Source organism: Propionibacterium freudenreichii subsp. freudenreichii (assembly GCF_000940845.1).
GTDB classification, from domain to species: domain Bacteria; phylum Actinomycetota; class Actinomycetes; order Propionibacteriales; family Propionibacteriaceae; genus Propionibacterium; species Propionibacterium freudenreichii.
Window position 1 is genome coordinate 2,206,249 of record NZ_CP010341.1, and the last position, 18,345, is coordinate 2,224,593.

General features: G+C 70.0%; 12 protein-coding genes. 2 read left to right on the plus strand and 10 right to left on the minus strand.

What is annotated here, in order from left to right; genetic code table 11:
- Nucleotides 1-26: 26 nt before the first annotated feature.
- The 5 genes from RM25_RS09650 to RM25_RS09670 all read right to left on the minus strand — a co-directional run bounded on the left by RM25_RS09650 (nucleotide 27) and on the right by RM25_RS09670 (nucleotide 8,496).
- Entirely contained in the window at nucleotides 27-1,340 is a 1,314-nt protein-coding gene (locus RM25_RS09650; protein WP_036940603.1) for a DNA polymerase III subunit delta', read from the minus strand.
- A gap of 311 nt (nucleotides 1,341-1,651) precedes the next feature.
- On the minus strand, nucleotides 1,652-2,290 hold the full coding sequence (tmk, locus tag RM25_RS09655; protein WP_013161890.1) for a dTMP kinase: 639 nt from the start codon (nucleotides 2,288-2,290) through the stop codon (nucleotides 1,652-1,654).
- The gene (locus RM25_RS09660) at nucleotides 2,287-3,732 is read right to left on the minus strand and encodes a hypothetical protein (protein WP_044636390.1); all 1,446 of its coding nucleotides are present in this window, start codon (nucleotides 3,730-3,732) and stop codon (nucleotides 2,287-2,289) included. The genes tmk and RM25_RS09660 overlap by 4 nt, the downstream gene beginning before the upstream one ends.
- A gap of 43 nt (nucleotides 3,733-3,775) precedes the next feature.
- Nucleotides 3,776-6,571 (minus strand): type I DNA topoisomerase, encoded by a 2,796-nt coding sequence (gene topA, locus RM25_RS09665; protein WP_044636391.1) that lies wholly within the window; start codon nucleotides 6,569-6,571, stop codon nucleotides 3,776-3,778.
- A gap of 407 nt (nucleotides 6,572-6,978) precedes the next feature.
- Complete coding sequence (locus RM25_RS09670) at nucleotides 6,979-8,496, minus strand: methyltransferase (protein ID WP_051733963.1); 1,518 nt, start codon at nucleotides 8,494-8,496, stop codon at nucleotides 6,979-6,981.
- 249 nt (nucleotides 8,497-8,745) lie between these two features.
- On the opposite strand from RM25_RS09670, the gene RM25_RS09680 reads away from it, so the two are divergent.
- Complete coding sequence (locus RM25_RS09680; RefSeq protein WP_044636392.1) at nucleotides 8,746-11,208, plus strand: DEAD/DEAH box helicase; 2,463 nt, start codon at nucleotides 8,746-8,748, stop codon at nucleotides 11,206-11,208.
- On the opposite strand, the gene RM25_RS09685 is transcribed toward RM25_RS09680, so the two are convergent.
- From RM25_RS09685 to RM25_RS13570, 5 genes are all read right to left on the minus strand, one after another.
- Complete coding sequence (locus RM25_RS09685; RefSeq protein ID WP_013161895.1) at nucleotides 11,205-12,209, minus strand: dimethyl sulfoxide reductase anchor subunit family protein; 1,005 nt, start codon at nucleotides 12,207-12,209, stop codon at nucleotides 11,205-11,207. The two genes, RM25_RS09680 and RM25_RS09685, sit on opposite strands and share 4 nt — an antisense overlap.
- Nucleotides 12,209-12,853 carry a DMSO/selenate family reductase complex B subunit gene (locus RM25_RS09690; protein WP_013161896.1) on the minus strand — a complete coding sequence of 215 codons (645 nt, stop codon included), beginning with the start codon at nucleotides 12,851-12,853 and terminating at the stop codon, nucleotides 12,209-12,211. The genes RM25_RS09685 and RM25_RS09690 overlap by 1 nt, the downstream gene beginning before the upstream one ends.
- A 13-nt stretch (nucleotides 12,854-12,866) precedes the next feature.
- On the minus strand, nucleotides 12,867-15,488 hold the full coding sequence (locus RM25_RS09695; RefSeq protein ID WP_230640177.1) for a DMSO/selenate family reductase complex A subunit: 2,622 nt from the start codon (nucleotides 15,486-15,488) through the stop codon (nucleotides 12,867-12,869).
- Between the two features lie 115 nt (nucleotides 15,489-15,603).
- On the minus strand, nucleotides 15,604-16,815 hold the full coding sequence (locus tag RM25_RS09700) for a 4Fe-4S dicluster domain-containing protein (RefSeq protein WP_044636393.1): 1,212 nt from the start codon (nucleotides 16,813-16,815) through the stop codon (nucleotides 15,604-15,606).
- A 215-nt stretch (nucleotides 16,816-17,030) separates the two neighbouring features.
- Nucleotides 17,031-17,522: a TorD/DmsD family molecular chaperone gene (locus RM25_RS13570; RefSeq protein ID WP_052809186.1), complete on the minus strand. Its 492-nt coding sequence runs from the start codon at nucleotides 17,520-17,522 to the stop codon at nucleotides 17,031-17,033.
- Nucleotides 17,523-18,038: 516 nt separating this feature from the next.
- Here RM25_RS13570 and RM25_RS09710 point away from each other — a divergent pair.
- Nucleotides 18,039-18,275 (plus strand): DUF6457 domain-containing protein, encoded by a 237-nt coding sequence (locus RM25_RS09710; protein WP_044636858.1) that lies wholly within the window; start codon nucleotides 18,039-18,041, stop codon nucleotides 18,273-18,275.
- Nucleotides 18,276-18,345 lie beyond the last annotated feature (70 nt).

Sequence of the window (18,345 nt, forward strand, 5' to 3'; positions counted from 1 at the left end):
CCGTGCCCCCACAGCCGCAGCCCGCGTCAGGATTGCGTCGCGGTGCCCAGTTGCAACAACAGGGCCTCCATGGCGAGCAACGGGTTCACATTGGTCTCCAACGCCTGGCGGCACTCGAGGATCGCGTCAATGCTGTGCAGCGTCTGCTCCGGCGTGGTGGCAACGGCGGCACGTGCCACATCGGCGCGCATCTCGGCGTTGATCAGCCCCACCGTGTGGGTCGGCGGCTCATCGAGCGCCCCCTCGACCACGCCACTGGCCGAATGCAGGCCCGAGGGGTCCACGGCACCGGTCTGCACGGCCAGCACATCGCGGTACCAGGTGGTCAGCTCGGTGAGGCTGCGGTCCAGCGCGTCACGACGCACCCGCTTGGCGCGGGCCTTCTGCTGGTCCTCCAGGTCGCGCAGCGCCGCAGCCGCATGGCGGGGACGCGCACCCTTCGTGCCGAAGCCGAGTGCCTCGGACAGCCGCGCCCGGTCGGCCTCGTCGAGCCTGCCGGTGATGCGATCCGCCTCCGCATCGGCGGCCTTCACCAGGTCGTCGGCCACCGTCAGGCAGGCCCCCACGCTGGTCAGCCGCGAGGGCACCAGCAGCACGGCATGGCGCGCATTGCGCACCTTCTCGTCACGCGCCAGCGCCCGGGCCCGGCCGATATGGCCCTGGGCCGCCTTGGCCGCATATTCGGCCATGGCTCGGTCAATGTGGTCGCGTTCCACCAACAGCCGCACCACATCGGAGTTCGGCGGCGTCCGCAGCGCCACCTGGCGGGTGCGCGAGCGGATCGTGACGATCACATCGTCGGGAGTGGGCGCGCACAACACCCACACGGTCCTGGCGGGTGGCTCCTCGAGGCTCTTCAGCAGGGCATCGGCGCCCCGGTCGGTGATGCGGTCGGCGTCCTCCACGACGATCACCTGGTGGCGACCCATCGTGGGGCTCATGGACGCCTTGCGCACCAGGTCACGCACCTCATCGACGCCGATCGACAGCATCTCGGTGCGCACCAGGGTGACATCGGGATGGGCCCCTGACAAGGCAGTACGGCAGTCGTTGCACTCGCCGCAACCCCCGAAGCGGCACTGCAGCGCCGCCGCGAAGGCCCGCGCGGCATTCGAGCGACCCGAGCCGGGAGGGCCGGTGACCAGCCAGGCATGGGTCATGGCGTGCCCCGGTGCCGCGCCGTCCACGGCTGCCGCGTCACCCGACGCGGAACGGACCCGGGCGGCCTCGGCGGCCTCGGCGCCGATCACGGCGCGACGCAGCACGCGCACCGCCTGCTGCTGGCCCACCAGGTCGGACCACACCCCGACCAGCGGATGGGCCGGGTCGAAGGGCAGCATCTGGCCGCGCGCCACGGCCGCAGCGGCCCGGACGCGCGCCTCGGCGTCGGAGATCTCCTGGCCTGCCATTGCGCCCCCTGAACTGTTGGATCCCTGTACTGCTGATCATTGACCGGTCATTGCCCCGACCTGCGCCCACCCCGCCCTACTAGCCCCGCCCTACTAGCCCCGACCTGCTGAGCTGGACTGCCGAACTCGGGGTTCCCCTCGATAGTGCCACCTGCCCTGACAGGAATCGGCACCCGCAGGCGGCGGCGTCCGCAATCCGGGGCGACGATCCACCCCACGGGCCCGGCCCACCCGGGCGCAACTCAGCCGATCAGCTGCACACCCAGGCCCCGCAGTCGCTCGCGCACCCGGCCGGCCGCCCATTCGCGTCCCTGCCGCCCGGGCAGCACCAGGTAGCGCTCGGGATCGGCGTTGGCCAGGTCGAGGAAGCCCTGGCGCACGCGACGATGGAACTCCACGCCGGCCTGTTCCAGGCGGTCCTTGTGCTCCTTCATGCCCACCGCCTCGTCGGGATCGAGGTCGAGCAGCACGGTGAGGTCGGGGCGCAGGCCCCGGGTGGCCCAGTCGGCGATGTCGGCCACCTCGCGCAGCTCCAGCACCCGGCCCGCCCCCTGATAGGCCAGCATCGAGTCGAGATAGCGGTCACAGACCACCACCTTGCCCGCGGCCAGCGCCGGCACCACCACCTCATGGAGGTGTTGGGCCTTGTCAGCGGCATAGAGCAGCGCCTCGGCCCGCGGGGCGACGTCGCCGCTCGCCGGGTCGAGCAACAGCTCACGAATGTTGTCGCCAAGGGGCGTACCGCCCGGCTCACGGGTGACCAGGTGCGACACCCCCGCGTCGGCCAGCGCGTCGGCCAGCAGCTCGACCTGCGTCGACTTGCCGACGCCGTCGCCGCCCTCGAAGACGACGAACCATCCCGGATAGCGCCGTGTGCTCATCGGTGGTCCCCCGACGCGGACGGCTTGTTGGACGAGAAGGTCAGCGCGAGCAGCTTGGCCCGCCAGGTGGGCCAGTGGTCCACCAGGTAGCGACGCTCCGCGCCGGTCACCTGCAGCCCGCGCTCCACGGCCCGGCCGGCCGCATAGGCCTGGGCGGGACTCAGCTCGGCGATCTCGTCGTCGGACAGGAGGCCCTCCGGCGGGCGGGCGGCACTGAGCGCCGCCACCACCTTGCCGAGCAACCGCACCATGTGCTTGCGCCGCCCGAACAGGACCCCGGCCACCTCGGTGAGCTGGAGCGCCTGCTCACCGACCGTGAGGGCACGCATCCATTCCTTGCGGGTGATCGACTGCGAGCCGCCACCGCGCGCCTGGTCACGGCCCATCAGGTCACCTCCCACCAGGTCGCCGCGGATCAGCGCGTCGATATGCCCGATCAGGCGCAGCCGGTCACCGCCCAGCCGCTCCCCCAGCACGGCACGGGCGGCGGTGGCGCCGTCCACCGTCAACGGCGGCGTGCGGGTGGCCGCCTCCAGGGCGTCCAAGAGGTCCAGGTAGTCGTCATGGGCGAGCACATGGCCATCGGGATCGGGGCCCAGGGCGTCCAGCCGGCGCAATTGCTCGTCACGCCAGGCCGGTTGCAGCAGGCCCGACAGGGCCTCGAGCTCGTCGCGCAGGCCGGCCAGTGCGACCACCAGCGCGGTGGCGTCGCCCACCTCGCCGCTGCGCAGTGCCAGGTCGTTGGTGATCACCTCGCGCGCCCGTCGGGCCAGCACCCATCCGACGAAGGCATCGAGGCTGCCGCCGGCCGGGCGCTCACCGGGCAGGGCATCGTCGCGGCTTGCCGCCACCGCCTGCTCGAACAGATGGGGCAGCGCGTCGACACGCTGCGCGCCGATGGCCTCGAAACGCTCGATGATGAAGGCGCGACGCTGCGGGTCCAGCCCGGCGACGTCGATCGCCACCTGGCGGAAGCGGCCGGCGGCCACGCCCCGGCGACGCACCACGATCCGGTCTGAGGTCAGCGTGGCCACCACTGTGCCGTGGTCGTCGATCACCGCGTAGCGCACCCGCATCCGGGTGGCGACCACCACGGGACGCAGGGCATTGCGTCCACGGAAGGGGCGGGTCAGGTCGGCCACCTCGTCGGGCAGCTCGGCCTCCACGCCCACCGGGTCGTCGCGTTCGGCCGGCAGCCACGGCGTCCAGTCCGGACCCCAGACGAACCACTCGCCGTGGTCACCATAGCTCTGCTGGGCCACCTTCACCCCGGCGCGCTGCAGGCGCTCGTCGGCGGTGTCCATGAGGGTCACCGTGGCGGGCGGCAGGTGCTCCGGGTCGCGGGGCACCACCCGGTCGAGCGCCAGGCCGATGTCGGTGAGCAACGGCGATTCCACATGCCAGGGCAGCTGGAAGTACCAGGTGGCCCGCTTCTTCGACATGCTCGCTCCTTGTCGCCCGCGACGCCGGGTGCGCCGGCGCAGGTCAGTTCGTCGACGTGGTGGCTGACTTCTTCGCCGCCGGCTTCTTCGCGGCCGGCTTGGCGGTGGACGCCGAGGACGTAGCCTTCTTGGCCGCTGGCTTCTTCGCTGCCGGCTTCTTGGCAGCTGCCGTCTTCTTGGCCGGAGCCTTCTTCGCCGTCGCCTTGCGGGTGGTGCGCTTCTTCGGCGCCGGACCCTTGGCCCGCTTCTCGGCCAACAACTCTGCGGCGCGGTCGAGCGTGATCGCCTCCACCGAATCAGCCTTGCGCAGGGTCGCGTTGTACTCACCATCGGTGACATAGGGGCCGAAACGGCCGTCCTTCACCACCACCGGCTTGCCCGAATTCGGGTCCTCGCCCAGCTCACGCAAGGGGGCCGCCGCCTGCCGCCCACGCCTCTTCGGTTGGGCGAACAATTCGGCCGCCTGCTCCATCGTCGTGGTGAAGATCGACTCCTCACTGGGCAGTGAGCGCGTGTCGGAACCCTTCTTCAGGTAGGGGCCATAGCGTCCGTTCTGGGCGGTCACCTGCTCCTCGCCCTCACCACCGACCACGCGCGGCAGCGACAACAGCTTCAGCGCGTCGTCAAGGGTCACCGTGGCCGGATCCATCGTGCGGAACAGGCTGGCCGTGCGCGGCTTGACCTTCGACTTCTTCGCTGCGGGCGCATCGTCGTCGTCGGGCAGCACCTCGGTGACATAGGGGCCGAAACGCCCCGCCTTCACCACGATCGCCAGGTGCGTGGTGGGGTCGAGCCCGAGCTCACGCTCATCGCCGCCGGTGTGCGCCAGCAGCTCGCGGGCCGCCTCGACGGTCAGCTCGTCGGGAGCCATGTCCTCGGGCACATTGGCGCGGTGCTCCTCCTCGTCCTGCACATAGGTGCCGTAGCGGCCCACGCGCACGTCGATGCCGGAGTCGAGGTCGCCCAGGTGGAAGGTGGACAGCGCCCGGGCGTCGATGTCGCCCAGCGAGTTCGTGAGCTCGTGGAGGCCCTCGTGGGCGTCGGCATTGTTGTTGCCGAAGTAGAACGACTGCAACACCGCCAGCCGGTCGGCGTCGCCCTTGGCGATCTCGTCGAGGTGGTCCTCCAGCGCCGCGGTGAAGTCATAGTCGACCAGCTCGGAGAAATGCTCCTCGAGCAGCCGGGTGACGGCGAACGCCAGCCAAGTGGGCACCAGCGCCGAGCCGCGCTTGAACACATAGTCGCGGCTGGTGATGGTGCGGATGATCGACGCATAGGTCGACGGACGACCGATGTCGAGCTCCTCGAGCTTGGCCACCAGGCTCGGCTCGGTGAAGCGCGCCGGCGGCTTCGTCTCGTGGCCCTCGGGATTGATCGCGGCGGCATCGAGCTTCTGCTCGGCGGCCAGCTGCGGCAGCCTCGCCTGGGCCTGTTCGGGCTTGTCGCTCGACTCCACATAGGCCTTCAGGAAGCCCTGGAAGGTGATCGTGCGGCCCGAGGCGGTGAACTGTGCGGTGCGCACTGGCTGGGGCGTCACGCCCTCCAATGCGACCCGCTGGGTGGGCGTGGCCTCGATGCGCACGGTCATCTGCTGACCGGTGGCGTCGGCCATCTGCGACGCGACGGTGCGCTGCCAGACCAGCTCGTAGAGCTTGAACTGGTCGCCGCGCAGGCCCGTCTGGGCCGGCGTGCGGAAGTGCTCACCGGAGGGACGAATCGCCTCGTGGGCCTCCTGGGCGTTCTTCACCTTCGAGTTGTAGATGCGGGGACGCTCGGGCACGTAGTCGGCGCCGTAGAGCTGGGTGATCGCGTCCCGTGCGGCGGTGATCGCCTGGCCCGACAGCGTCACCGAGTCGGTACGCATATAGGTGATGTAGCCGTCCTCGTACAGCTCCTGGGCCACGCGCATGGTGCGATCGGTGGTGAAGCCGAGCTTGCGACCGGCCTCCTGCTGCAGCGTGGTGGTGCGGAAGGGCGCCGCGGGGCGACGCGTGTACGGCTTGGCCTCGACGGCGGTCACCACGAACGGCGCGGTGGCAAGGGCCGACGACAGGGCATCGGTGGCCGGCTTGTCGAGCACGGCGACGTCGGACTTGGCGTGGCCCAGCGAGTCGAAGCTGGAACCCTGCGCGATGCGCTGGCCGTCCAGGCTCACCAGGCGGGCGGGGAACTGGCGGGGCGTGGCGGAGGCGCCGGCGTCGAGGATCGCCTCGATGTCCCAGTAGGACGCGGCCCGGAAGGCCATCCGGTCACGCTCACGGTCGACGATCAGGCGGGTGGCAACCGACTGCACGCGTCCGGCCGACAGGCGGGGCATGACCTTCTTCCACAGCACCGGACTCACCTCGTAGCCGTAGAGGCGGTCGAGGATGCGGCGGGTCTCCTGTGCCTCCACGAGGTCCTCGTCGAGGGTGCGCGGATGCTTGACGGCCTCCTGGATGGCGGCCGGGGTGATCTCGTGGAAGACCATGCGCTTCACCGGGATCTTCGGCTTCAGCTCCTGCAGCAGGTGCCACGCGATGGCCTCGCCCTCGCGGTCACCGTCAGTGGCCAGGTAGAGCTCGTCGGCGTTCTTCAGCTCGGCCTTGAGCTGCTTGATCGTGGACTTCTTGTCGGCGCTCACCACGTAGATGGGTGCGAAGTCGTCGTCCACGTTGACGCCGGTGCGCGCCCAGCTCTGGCCCTTGTACTTGGCGGGCACCTCGGCGGCGCTGGTCGGCAGGTCGCGCACATGGCCACGGCTCGACTCCACGACATAGCCGGGGCCCAGGTAGCCGGCGATCTTCGTCGCCTTGGTGGGCGACTCGACGATGACGAGTCTGCGCGGAGTAGTTGCCACGGTGTTCCTTCAGGTTTGGTTCGTGCGTGTGGTGCGTGCCCCATGAGGCTGCGGGCACGAGGTCTTGGGTCTCGTGGGGCCTGGTCGTTGCGGTGTTGCTGACAAGCGGGTGCTGCCGGATCTGGGGTTGGCGGACCTGGCAACGGGCCGGACGCCCAAGATGCTAGCGCCTGACCCCGGCCGGGGTTGACGGGCACCTGCTCCCGGCACCTGCTCCCCCGTTCCCCACAGCGCCTGTGCGGTGCGGGGAGGCGCTGTCGGGTTCGTTACTGCACAACAGTGCCCTATATCTACAGTGCACGCCCGAACAAGGGACACCGGGGGTGTCTCATCGGTACCCGCTGTGTGCAGGGCGGTGTGGGGCCGACGGTGGGAGGGCGCCCCATGGCCCTCCGTCCCGGGGGCCGTCAGGCGATGAAGCCCTGCTCGATCGCCTCCCGCAGGCGGGGCAGGATGGCGGCCTCGAGTTCGTCGACCGGCTGGTCGAGCAACCCGGCCACCGCCCCGATCAGCACGCCGAGGGGAAGCTCGCCGTCGCAGGCGCCGATCACTCCACCCACCGCGGCGTCCACGGCCAGCGCCCGGCACAGCCCGGCGGTCTGGCGCAGCACCACATGGCTGGGATCGGCCGCCCCGGGACGCCCGGTGGCCTCCTGCACCACGGAGGGGTCCACGGTGAAGGTGCGTGCGAGCAGTTCGTCGTCGTCCAGCCCGGCCACGTCGCGTGCGGTCCAGCCGGCTGACAGGGCGGCGCCGACGGGCTGGGCGATCGTGTAGGGCCAGCTCTCCATGTGCACGCTGGGTTCGGCGGAGCCCGACTTGCGCACCATGATCCAGCCCAGGCCGACGCCCGTGATGCCCTGGGCGTCGAAGTAGTTGAGCCATTCGGCGTAGCGGTCGAGCCAGATCGGATCGCCCGACAGGCCGGCGTCGGTGAGCCACATCTCTATATAGGAATAGACGTCGAGGTGCTCGCGCTCCACCACCCACAGGTCGCATCCGGTGCCACGCACCCATTCGGCCAGCCGGTCCTCCCAGCTCGCCTCGCGCGTGTCGGCCCAGTTGGCCAGCACCTGCAGCAGGCCGCCGTCGGCCAGGTGGCTCGCGCCCTCGCGCACCACGTGCCGCACCAGGCCATCGCCGGCGAAGCCGCCCTCGCGGTAGACGAGGCGGTCGGCGGCGTCGGTGGGCGGGCTCATCACATAGGGCGGATTGGTGACGATCAGGTCGAAGCTGTCGTGGGCCACCGGCTCGTAGAAGCTGCCCGCGCGCACGTCGAGGTCGAGCCCGTTGAGGGCCAGCGTGAGGCGGGCCATGTCCAGGGCGCGGGGATTGATGTCGGTGAGGGTCACCGTGTCGGCGTGGCGGGCCAGGTGCAGGCTCTGCACCCCGCAACCGGCGCCGAGGTCGAGCGCCGAGCCCACCCGGTCGGGCACCGTGAGCTGGGCCAGCGAGGTGGACGCCGGGCTGACGCCGAGCACGTAGTTGGGACGGGTGCGGGTGACCATCGAGTCCATCCCGGGGATCGGGTCGGCCGCCACCCAGCCGCTCCATTCGCCGGCGGCGTCGGTGAACCCATAGGGACGCACGTCGATGTCGGCGTGGATGCCCTCGCGTCCGATCGCACCCAGCACGCCGGCCTCGATGAGCGCCGGCACGTCGAGGAAGGCCGCCAGTCGCGAGCGCGGCACGATCTGTTGCAGCGGGAAGAGCCGGATCAGGTCGGCCTGGGCGTCGGTGGCGTCGCCCAGCCGGTCGAGCGCGGGCATCGTCTGATTGCGCGTCAGGCCCTCCTGGCCGGCCTCGCCCAGACGTTCCAGCACCGCGTCCACGTTGTACTTCGCCCCGCGCAGGGCGTCAGTGAAGGCGTTGATGCTGTCGGGACGCAGGAAATCGTCGCTCACTGCGTGTTGGCGCATCGTCATGGCGCCCAGCCTACGGCTCACGGCGTGCCCGGGGGTACGCCCACTACCCCACGTGGACGCCCCGGGTGGCGTGCCTCCCGGGCATGCCACCAGAAGTGTCAGTGGGGCGCGGCACAATTGAGGGGAGCCGTGCTGGCGGGCGCCGTGCCCGCCCGGGCTGCGTCGCGGGAGAACGGCGCTGGACCAGAGCGCTGCTGCACAAGAGTGGTGCTGGACAATGCGTGGCCGCGGCCACCGGGGAGGACGAACGTGGCGATTCCGCAGTGGCTGGCGGGCGACCCGTGCGTGTTGCACGTGGACCATCGCGACGCCCTGCCCGGAACCACTGCCGAGTGGCCCGAGTGGCTGTCGGCGGACTGCGTCGCCACGATCCGCGCGGCCGGGGTGCCGCTGCCCTGGCGCCACCAGCGTGAGGCGGCCGAGTTGGCCCACGCCGGACGCCACGTGGCGCTGAGCACGCCCACCGCGTCGGGCAAGACGCTGGCCTATCTGCTGCCGCTCATGGCGGCGACCGCACCGGGTGCCGCCGCGGAGGGGTTCGAGTGGGCCGATGCGGCGCAGGGCGATCGGCGGGGTCCGTCGACCAACCGTGGGCTGGCCGCTGCACTGGTGGCCGACCACGGGCTGTCGGCGGATCGCCTCGATCCGGGACTGTCCGGTGGAGGCCTGGCCGGTGCTGGCCTGTCCGGTGAGGCGATGGTGGGATCGCGGGAACGGGCCACCACGGTCTCGCGGGCACGCTCGGCGCTGGGCCTCAAGCAGGGCGCCACGGCCCTGTACCTGGCGCCGACCAAGGCGCTGGCGCACGACCAGATGCGCGCGGCCCGCACCTTCGGCCCGAAGGGCTGGCAGGCGGGCTGCCTGGACGGCGACTCCGACGCGGCCGAGCGTCGCTTTGCCCGGGAACAGGCCGACCTGGTGCTGACCAATCCCGACATGGTGCACCATGCCCTGCTGCCCGGGCATGCCCGCTGGGCGCGGCTGCTGTCGGGCCTGCGCTATGTGGTGATCGACGAGGCCCACCGCTACCGCGGCGTCTTCGGGGCCCAGGTGGGTGGGGTGATCCGTCGGCTGCGACGGCTGTGCCATGCCTACGGCTCCGATCCGGTGTTCATTCTCGCGTCGGCCACGGCCAGCCATGCCGGGGAGTCCGGTGCGGCGCTGATCGGGGAGCCGGAGCCGATCGCGGAGGTCAACGACGACGCCTCGCCGCATCCGGCGCGCGACGTGGTGCTGTGGCGTCCCGAGTCGAGCGCCTACGACGACGCAGCGAAGATCCTGGCCGGACTGGTCGACCAGGGACGCCAGACGATCGCCTTCGTGGCCAGCCGCGCGCAGTGCGAGCTGATGGCGGTGCGCGCCAAGGAGAAGTCGCGCAGCGGGCGGGCGATTGCGTCCTACCGGTCGGGATACCTGGCGATGGACCGGCGCCAGATCGAGGCCGGACTGCAGTCGGGCCGGCTGTTCGGGGTGTCGGCCACCAATGCGCTGGAACTCGGCGTCGACGTGGCCGGCATGGACGCGGTGGTCATCTGTGGCTTCCCCGGCACCCTGGCGTCGTTGTGGCAACAGGCCGGACGGGCCGGGCGCGCCGACCGCGATGCGCTCGTGGTGGTGGTGCAGCGCGAGGACCCGCTGGACGCCTATCTATTCGCCCATCCCGAGTTGATCTTCTCGGCGCCGATCGAGCGCACCGTGTTGTTCCCCGACAATCCGCATGTGCTGGGGCCCCAGCTGGCCGCGGCAGCCCAGGAGGCCCCGCTGACGCCGGCCGATGCGCGCTGGTTCGGCCCGACGATGGCGGGATTGTGCGAGCAGTTGTGTGCGGCCGGGCTGCTGCGTCGGCGGGCCACCGGCTGGTACTGGCCGCGTCCCGAGCGGGCGGTGGACGCGATTGACCTGCGCGGCACCGGCGGCAAACCGCTGGACATCATCGAGGAGGATTCCGGGCGCGTGATCGGCCAGGTGGACATGGCCGCCGCCGACCACAGCGTCTACCCGGGGGCGGTCTACCTGCACCAGGGCGAGCAGTTCCTGGTGGACGCCTATCATCCCGAGCGCCGCGAAGCGTTGGTGAACCGGCGCCGGCCGGGCTATTTCACCCAGCCGCGCACGATCATCGAGGCGCGCATCCTGCACGAGGACGCCCACAAGCCGCTCGGCCGCACCACCGTGTGCACCGGCGACATCGACCTGACCACCCAGGTGACCGGCTACCTGCGGCGCGACGAGGTGACCACCCAGGTGTGGGACGAGAATCCGCTGGAGCTTCCGGTGCAGCGGATGGGCACCAAGGCGGTGTGGTGGACGGTGCCCGAGGACGTGGCCGCCGAGGTGGGGCTGTCGGCGATCAAGCTGGCGAATGCGGCCCACGCGATGGAGCACACGGCCATCGGGTTGCTGCCCGGCTTCGCGCCGTGCGACCGCTGGGACATCGGCGGGGTGTCGATGATGGTGCACCCCGACACCGAGCTGTGCACGATCATCGTGCACGACGGCCAGGCCGGCGGCTCGGGTTTCGCCCGGGCCGGCTACGAGTGTGCCGAGGCCTGGTTGGCGGCGACGCTGCAGCGGCTGCAGACCTGCTCGTGCCTCGCCGGCTGCCCGGCGTGCATCGTGTCGCCCAAGTGTGGCAACGGCAACCAGCACCTCGACAAGGACGCGGCGACGCGCCTGCTCGCCGCCCTGTTGGAGGGCCCGGCGCAGCGCTAGATGCCCACCCGGTACATCGCCGCATAGTGGAAGAAGCGGCCGATGACCTCGGCGACGAAGGCGCCGGCCAGGCAGGTGGCCATGAGGGCCGCCAGGCCCCACGACCGGTCGACGGGCGCGCGATCTGCGACGCGGAAGACGAACAGCCCCAGCACGATGGCGGCCAGGCCGAGCAGGGTGAGCCGCACCGCAAACAGTGGGCCGCTGAACACGCCCGCAGCAAGCTGGGCCTGGGCGTTGCCGCCGGTCAGCCCGGACACGTACAGCGTGTACGAGATGAGCACGGCTGCTGCGGCGACGGCGGCCACCAGTGCCAGCCAGCGCACCACCGAGGTGCTGATCGCCCATTCGCCGGCGGTGGCAGGTGCGTTGATGGCGCGGATACGTCCCCGGATGCGGGCCGTGGGCCCACCGTGGGCCGGGTTCGCTGCGGGCGTCGCCACGTCATGGGCCGCGTGCCGCGCCCTGAGCGCCGCCGTGGCCATGAGCGCACAGCCCACGGCCAGCGGCCCCAGCACCGCCGTGGTGCCGAAGAACTGGAAGGGGACGGCCCAGTTGTGCCAGGCGGGGATCGTCGGCACCGAGTAGTAGATCTGGGCCATCGACCACACCAGGGCGATGCCGAACAGCGCCGTCAGCGCCGCAACCACCTGGCGCAGCCGGAAGCCGGCCACCTCGAACCACTCCAGCAAGGCGTAGGCGAAGCCCAGTCCGGCGAAGCCGATTCCGAAGATGATCTCGCGCGACAGCCACGACGTGCGCCAGTGCCGGATCACATTGAGCGTGTGGGTGATGTCGTGCATGTGGAACATCGACGCCACCAGCCCGAGCACCATCACCGGACCGATCGCATAGACCACCGGTTCGATGATGCGTTGCGCCACGGCGCGACCATGGCGGGCCGACACCACCAGCTGCATCACGCCCAGGCACAGGAAGGTGCCCACGCACATCTGTCCGATGACCGTGAAGAGCACCAGTGGCAGGTGATGGACGTCCATCAGATCTCCTTGGGATTCGCGATGTGCCCATCGGCCTGGTCCCACTTCTGCGCGTCACGATGGGGCTTGATCACCAGACGCGGATGGGTGATGGCGGGATCGGGCAACGGCGCGATGCCGGCCTCGTCGCCGTGGGCGGCCCGCAGCGCGTCGATCGGACCCCACTCCAGGGCGCGCGACGGGCAGGCCGCCACGCACGCCGGGTCCTGACCCGATTGGCGGTAGTCGTAACACAGGTCGCACTTGGTCATGTGGCCCGCCTCGGCGTTGAACTGCGGGGCACCGTAGGCGCAGGCCCACTCGCAGTAACGGCAGCCGACGCACTTCGACTGGTCGACGAACACCGTGCCGTCGTCGCGCTGGGTCATCGCCGTGGTGGGGCACACCTGCACGCACAGCGGGTCCTCGCAGTGGTTGCAGGAGATCGACGTGTAGTAGGTGAACACATTGGGCGTCACCGTGTGGTCGGCCTCGTTGGTCTGCCAGCTGCCGCCCGAGTACTCCACGACGCGCCGCCAGGTGACGCCCACGGGCAGGTCGTGCTTGTCCTTGCAGGCAACCTGGCAGGCCTTGCAGCCGGTGCACAGGGTTTGGTCGAAGAAGAAGCCGTAGTCGGCGCCGGGCCGGGTCAGGTCATCAGCCATTGCTCAGTCCCCCTCAGGCCTTGACCACATTGGCGATGGTGGTGTGCACCGCATTGCCCCGCGCCAACGGCGAGGGGTGCAGCGATGTCAGGGAATTCACCGAGCCGGCAGTGTCCACGGGACGCTCGGGATTCGCCCCGGGCGGCGGCTTCACCTCGTCGGCGGACTTCGGGGCGTACCAGGCGCCCTGCGGCACGGAGATGACGCCGGGCATGATGCGTTCGGTCACCTTGGCCTCCAGGCGGATGGTGCCGCGGTCGTTGTAGAGGAACACCTGGTCGCCGTCGGCGATCCCGCGGTTGCGGGCATCGAGGATGTTGATCCATGCCTGCTGGCGGTGCGCCTCCTTCATCCAGTCGACATTGCCGTAGGTGGAATGGGTGCGTGCCTTGTAGTGGTGGCCGATCACCTGGAACGGATATTCGCGTGACGCGCGTGCGGCGAGCGCACCCTCCCAGGTGTCGACGAATTCCGGCAGGGGGTGCAGGGAATCACCGGGCAATTTGTCACGAAAGACGCCGTACTCCCATTTCTCGGACATCCGGGCGAGGCGCTGGGAATAGATTTCGATTTTCCCTGAGGGCGTCTCCAGCGCATGCGCCACGGGATCGGCGCGGAAGTCGGCCAGGGCGATGACCGGACCCATGTCCTTGCGGAAGATGCCCCTCTGCTTCCAGTCGTCATAGTCGGGCAGGTCGGGGACCTTCGCCCGCGTGGCGTCGATGGTTGCACGCAGCCAGTCCTCGCGGCTGCGACCCTGGGTGAAGGCCTGCTCCGTGCCGAGGCGACGGGCCAGCTGGGTGCAGATCCAGTAGATGTCGTGACACTCGTAGAGCGGTTCGATGGCCTGCTGGGAGATGATTCCGTATGCCATCGGGCCACCATTCGAGCCGGGATGGATATCGGCCTCCTCGGCCGCAGACGTTCCGGGAAGAATATAATCCGAATAGCGGCATGATGTGGTGTACTGGATATCACAATTGACGATCAGCTCACACTTGGAGTCGTCACGCAGGATCTCGACCGATTTGTTGTTGTCGCCCGTCTGGTTGACGATCGAATTTCCGCCGTACTGCCACACCATCTTGATGGGAACATCGAGCTTGATGTTCGTGGGGTTCCCGTTGTCGTCAACGGGAACCTTCGCCTCACGGGCCATCGACGCCGGCTTCTCGCACACCCCGGCATTGAAGGTGTCCATCTGCTCGCCGTGGTCGATGGCGTCGAGCCATGCGAACACGGGGATGATCTTCTTCGACGGGTTCGTGGTGCCCTTGTTGAACGGCGTGACGAACGAGATCGACCGGGCGCTCTCCCGGGCCCCGGTGCCGCCGCCGGAGACACCGATATTGCCAGTGACGGCCGCCAACAGGAAGATCGCCCGGGCGGTGTTCTCGCCGTTGGCCTGGCGCTGCGGGCCCCATCCCTGCGTGATGGCGCATGGTTTGGCCAGGGCGATCTCCCGGGCCAATCGACGGATCTGGTCGGCGGGCACCCCGGTGATCGAGGCCGCCCATTCCGGGGTCTTTTCGACGCCGTCGGCGCCGCGTCCGGCCAGGTATGCCCGATAGGACGCGTTGGCCGGCGCGCCGTCGGGCATGTGGGCGTCGTCGAATCCGATGCAGTAGGTGTCGAGGAAGCCCTGGTCGTGCAGGTTCTCGGCGACCATCACGTGGATCATGCCGGCCACCAGCGCCGCATCGGTGCCCGGGCGGATGGGGATCCACTCATCGGCCAGGTCGACGGCGGTCTCGGAATAGCGCGGGTCGATCACGATGGTGCGCACGGCGTGTTCCTTGCGCATCTGCTGGGTGACGAACAACTGTCCCCCGCCCGACATGCGCGTCTCGATCGGGTTGTTGCCGAACAACACCTGCAGGTGCGAGGTGGCCACGTCGTCGAACGAGTTGCCGTCCACCCACGAGCCGTAGAAATAGGGGTAGGCGGCGGTGATCTCGGTGGTGGAGTAGTCGGAGTAGTGGTCGAGGTAGCCGCCCCAGGTGTTCATGAGCCGCGCGAATGCCGAGACGTCCGCGTCGCATGACTTGGAGATCGTGGATCCCAGCGTTCCGGTGCCGTAGTTGATGTAGATGGCCTCGTTGCCGTAGTCGGCCTTGATCTGGGTCATCTTGGCGGCGATCTCGTCGAGCGCCTGGTCCCAGGAGATCTCCTGCCACTGTTCGTCGCCGCGCTTGGTGCCGGGCTTGCGCTTCAGCGGCTTCTTGAGGCGGTCGGGGTTGTAGATGCGATGGCGGATGGAGCGTCCGCGCACGCAGGCCCGCACGCGTTGGCTGCCGATCTGGTCGGTGCCGGTGTTGTCGGGCAGCACCCGCACGACGGTGCCGTCCTTCACCTGCAGGCGCAACGGGCAGCGCGATCCGCAGTTCACCGTGCACGCCGACCACACGGTGCGATCGGCGTCGGCGATGCCCTCGGTGGCGGCGTGTGCCGTCGAGCCGTGGGGCATCCCCAGGTTGGTGACGGTGCTGGCCAGCGCGGCGGTTCCCCCGACGGCGGCCGACCACTTGAGGAAGGTGCGCCGGGTGGGCGACGGGTGATGCTGGGTGTGCTGTGGGTCCGCTGTCGTGGTGCCGGCGGCGGAGCCTGCGCCAGCCATCGAATCAGTGCCAGTCATCGGGTCTGTGCCATCCATTGGGCTTGTGCCATCCATTGGATCAGTGCCAGCCATGAAGTCCCCATCCCTCGAGATATGCCGGGTGGCGCGAGGCTATCAGCTGTGAAATTGCTGTCTATTGGCGGGGACGGTGGGCGCCGTTATCCGCGCCGGCCGCCCTCGCCAGAGCGGGTGGCATCGCCGATCCGAAGGCATGGGTGCTGCGGAAATGACAGGTGGGGCAGAGCGTGCCCTGCGACGCCGGGTGGCGCGTGCCGCACCGCGCGCAGCGGGCGGTGGCGACCCGTGCAATGGCGCGGTGGGGCCGTTCGGCCAGCTGTTCCATCGGAATGTGGGGGACGTCGTCGGTGGCGGATGCGCGTGACGGGGTGCGCTTCTGCCGGCTGACGGGACGCTGCGATCCACCATCCATCCGTGATCCGGTCTGCGGCGGCGATGCCTCGTCCCGGGGCGTCTGCGGCGCGGGGTGCGCGGCCGGTGTGGTCAGGACGCCGGCCGGGCACAGCCGCAGGCATGACATCTCTCCGCGGCACTTTTCGGCCAGGTGGATGAGCAGGGTCGTCCCATCGTCGTCGCCGTCGGCAAGGCCGAGGGCCCCGTGGGGACAGGACATGACGCACACCCCGCAGGCCACGCAGCCCTCGGCGCGCAGCACGGGGGCCGGGCTGGGTGTCGGGGCGATGTCGTGCAGCCGGGTCAGGTCGGCCCGGCCCTGTTCGGAGAGCTGGCGCAGTGCATCGTGGACGCGTTCGGGCTCCGCGCGGGACAGGTCGAGGCGGGCGCGCCCGGCCAGTGCCACGCCCAGCACCATGCGTCGCGGGACCGGCACGTTGCCCAGGCGCAGGGTGCCTGCCGACGGCGCCCTGCCGGGTGTCCGCAGCGAGGGGCGTCGGAGGTGACGTGGGCGTCGCCGTGGGTGGTCCGGGCCCGGACGGTCCGCAGCAGGGTTCGATGCCGGGTGGCGGACCTCGACGTCCTTCAGCGCTGCTGGCCAGCGCTGCACCGTCTCGTCCCGGGAAATCTGCTGGTCAGGGAGAATCTGCTCGTCGGAGGGGGCCTGCTCGTCGGAGGGCTCGTGGCAGCTGCAGGTTTCGATGGCGATGTGCGCCACGCCCATTGCCAGGAGTTGTGCCGGCAGTCCGATGCCGGCCGAGGCCACACCGTCGGGGACCTGCACCGTCAGGGTGTCCGGGGCGACGGCTGGAACCGGCGCGTCGGCGCAGGTGAGCACCACCTCGTCGGGCAGGTCGTGGGCCGCCAGCCACCGCAACAGGGACCGCGTGGCGTCAGCCGGGGTGACGTCGGTGTCCGTGCGGTGGGATGGCATGGCCCCATGATGCCGGACGCCCGATCCGGGCCACGATGCGCCCCATGGCAACCGCCCGGGCCGGATGGCATCGTGCGGGGTGGTGCATCGCCCGGAACCATCCGCCGGGCGGGTTGTCCAACTGGCGGGGCCATCCCCCGGGCGAGGCCATCCACCTGGCAGGGTCACCCACCCGGTGGTCATTCATCGCGCCGGCTGCGCACGTTGCCGGGCCGCTACGGGCGCTCGAACGGCAGGTCGAGCAGTTCGGCGTAGCTGTCCAGGGCTCCGATCGAGAGCAGCACGACGCCCTTCATGAAGTGCGTCTGTGCGTGCTGGGTGGCCAGGTCGAGCATCTGTGGTGCCCAGGCAAGCAGGTGGTCGCGCAGGAAATCGGTGCCGTGCGTCATCAGCTTTTCCGCGCGCGCCGCGTCATCGCCGTAGAGCGCGTCGATCACCTGCAGGGTCAGCTGGGCCATGAAGTCGAATTCCAGGCCGATGTGGTCGTCGGGTTCCTGGTTGAGCTTCGGGGCCTGCAGCGACAGCGCCTGGTAGGCGGCACGCACTTCGAGCGTCGCCTCGCCGAAGACGAGCCCGTCGACGCCCCGGTGCACCGATTCATAGGGCGCCACCCGGGCTGCCGCGGTGTCCCCGTAGAGCAGGTCGTGGTCGCGTCGAATCTCCTCAGGGGTCTCGCCGGCACGCGCTGATTCCCGGATCTGTTCCATGCCTGCCCCGGTGGCGGCGCGTCCGGCATCCGTGCCACCGTGCCACCGTGTGCGGGTCGATGCGTCCGCTGTGCCGGCCTCACCGACAGCTGCCGCACCGGCCGGCGCCGGGTTTGAAGGCCCGGGGTTCGAAGGTCCTGCACTCGAAGACCCCGAGTTGGGAAGCCCGGCACTGGGAAGCCCAGCGTTGGAAGGGCCTGCGTTGGAAGGGCCTGCGTTGGAAGGGCCTGCGTTGGAAGGGCCTGCGGCAGAATCCTTGCCCTCGGGTTCGAGTGCGGCCAATGGCCAGTCCTCGATGAGGTCGCGGAATCCGCGCAGGGCGGTTTCGTCGGGGGCCTCGCGGTGCAGCCGCCCCAGGGCGGCGAAGGCCGCCGCCAGCGAATCGAGTGTTGCAGCGTCGAGCACGGTGCCCTCCAAGGTCGAAGATTCATGCTATCCAAGGCCGTGGAAGGATGACGCACACATCTTCGGCCGATAGGAGAAACCGTGGCCCACCACAAGGACGACCCCGAGACGATGGCCCGCATGCGGACCTGGCTGGCCGCCGTCGCCGGCGAATTGGGCCTTGACGACGGGCTCCCGGCCGAAGCGGAGAAGCCGGTGCTGGACCTCATCTCGCAGGTGGCACACGGCCCCTCCCGCCCCGGCGCCCCACTCACCGCCTTCCTGGTGGGCGTGGCAGTCGGTCGCGGTGATTCCCTCGAGGACCAGACGGCGGCCATCAGCAGGCTCGTGGCCCGTTTCGGGGCCTGAGCGGCTCCGTCCCGGGCCCCCACCAGTTTTCCTTCCGGACCTGCCCGATTCCCCTTCCGGACCTGACCGA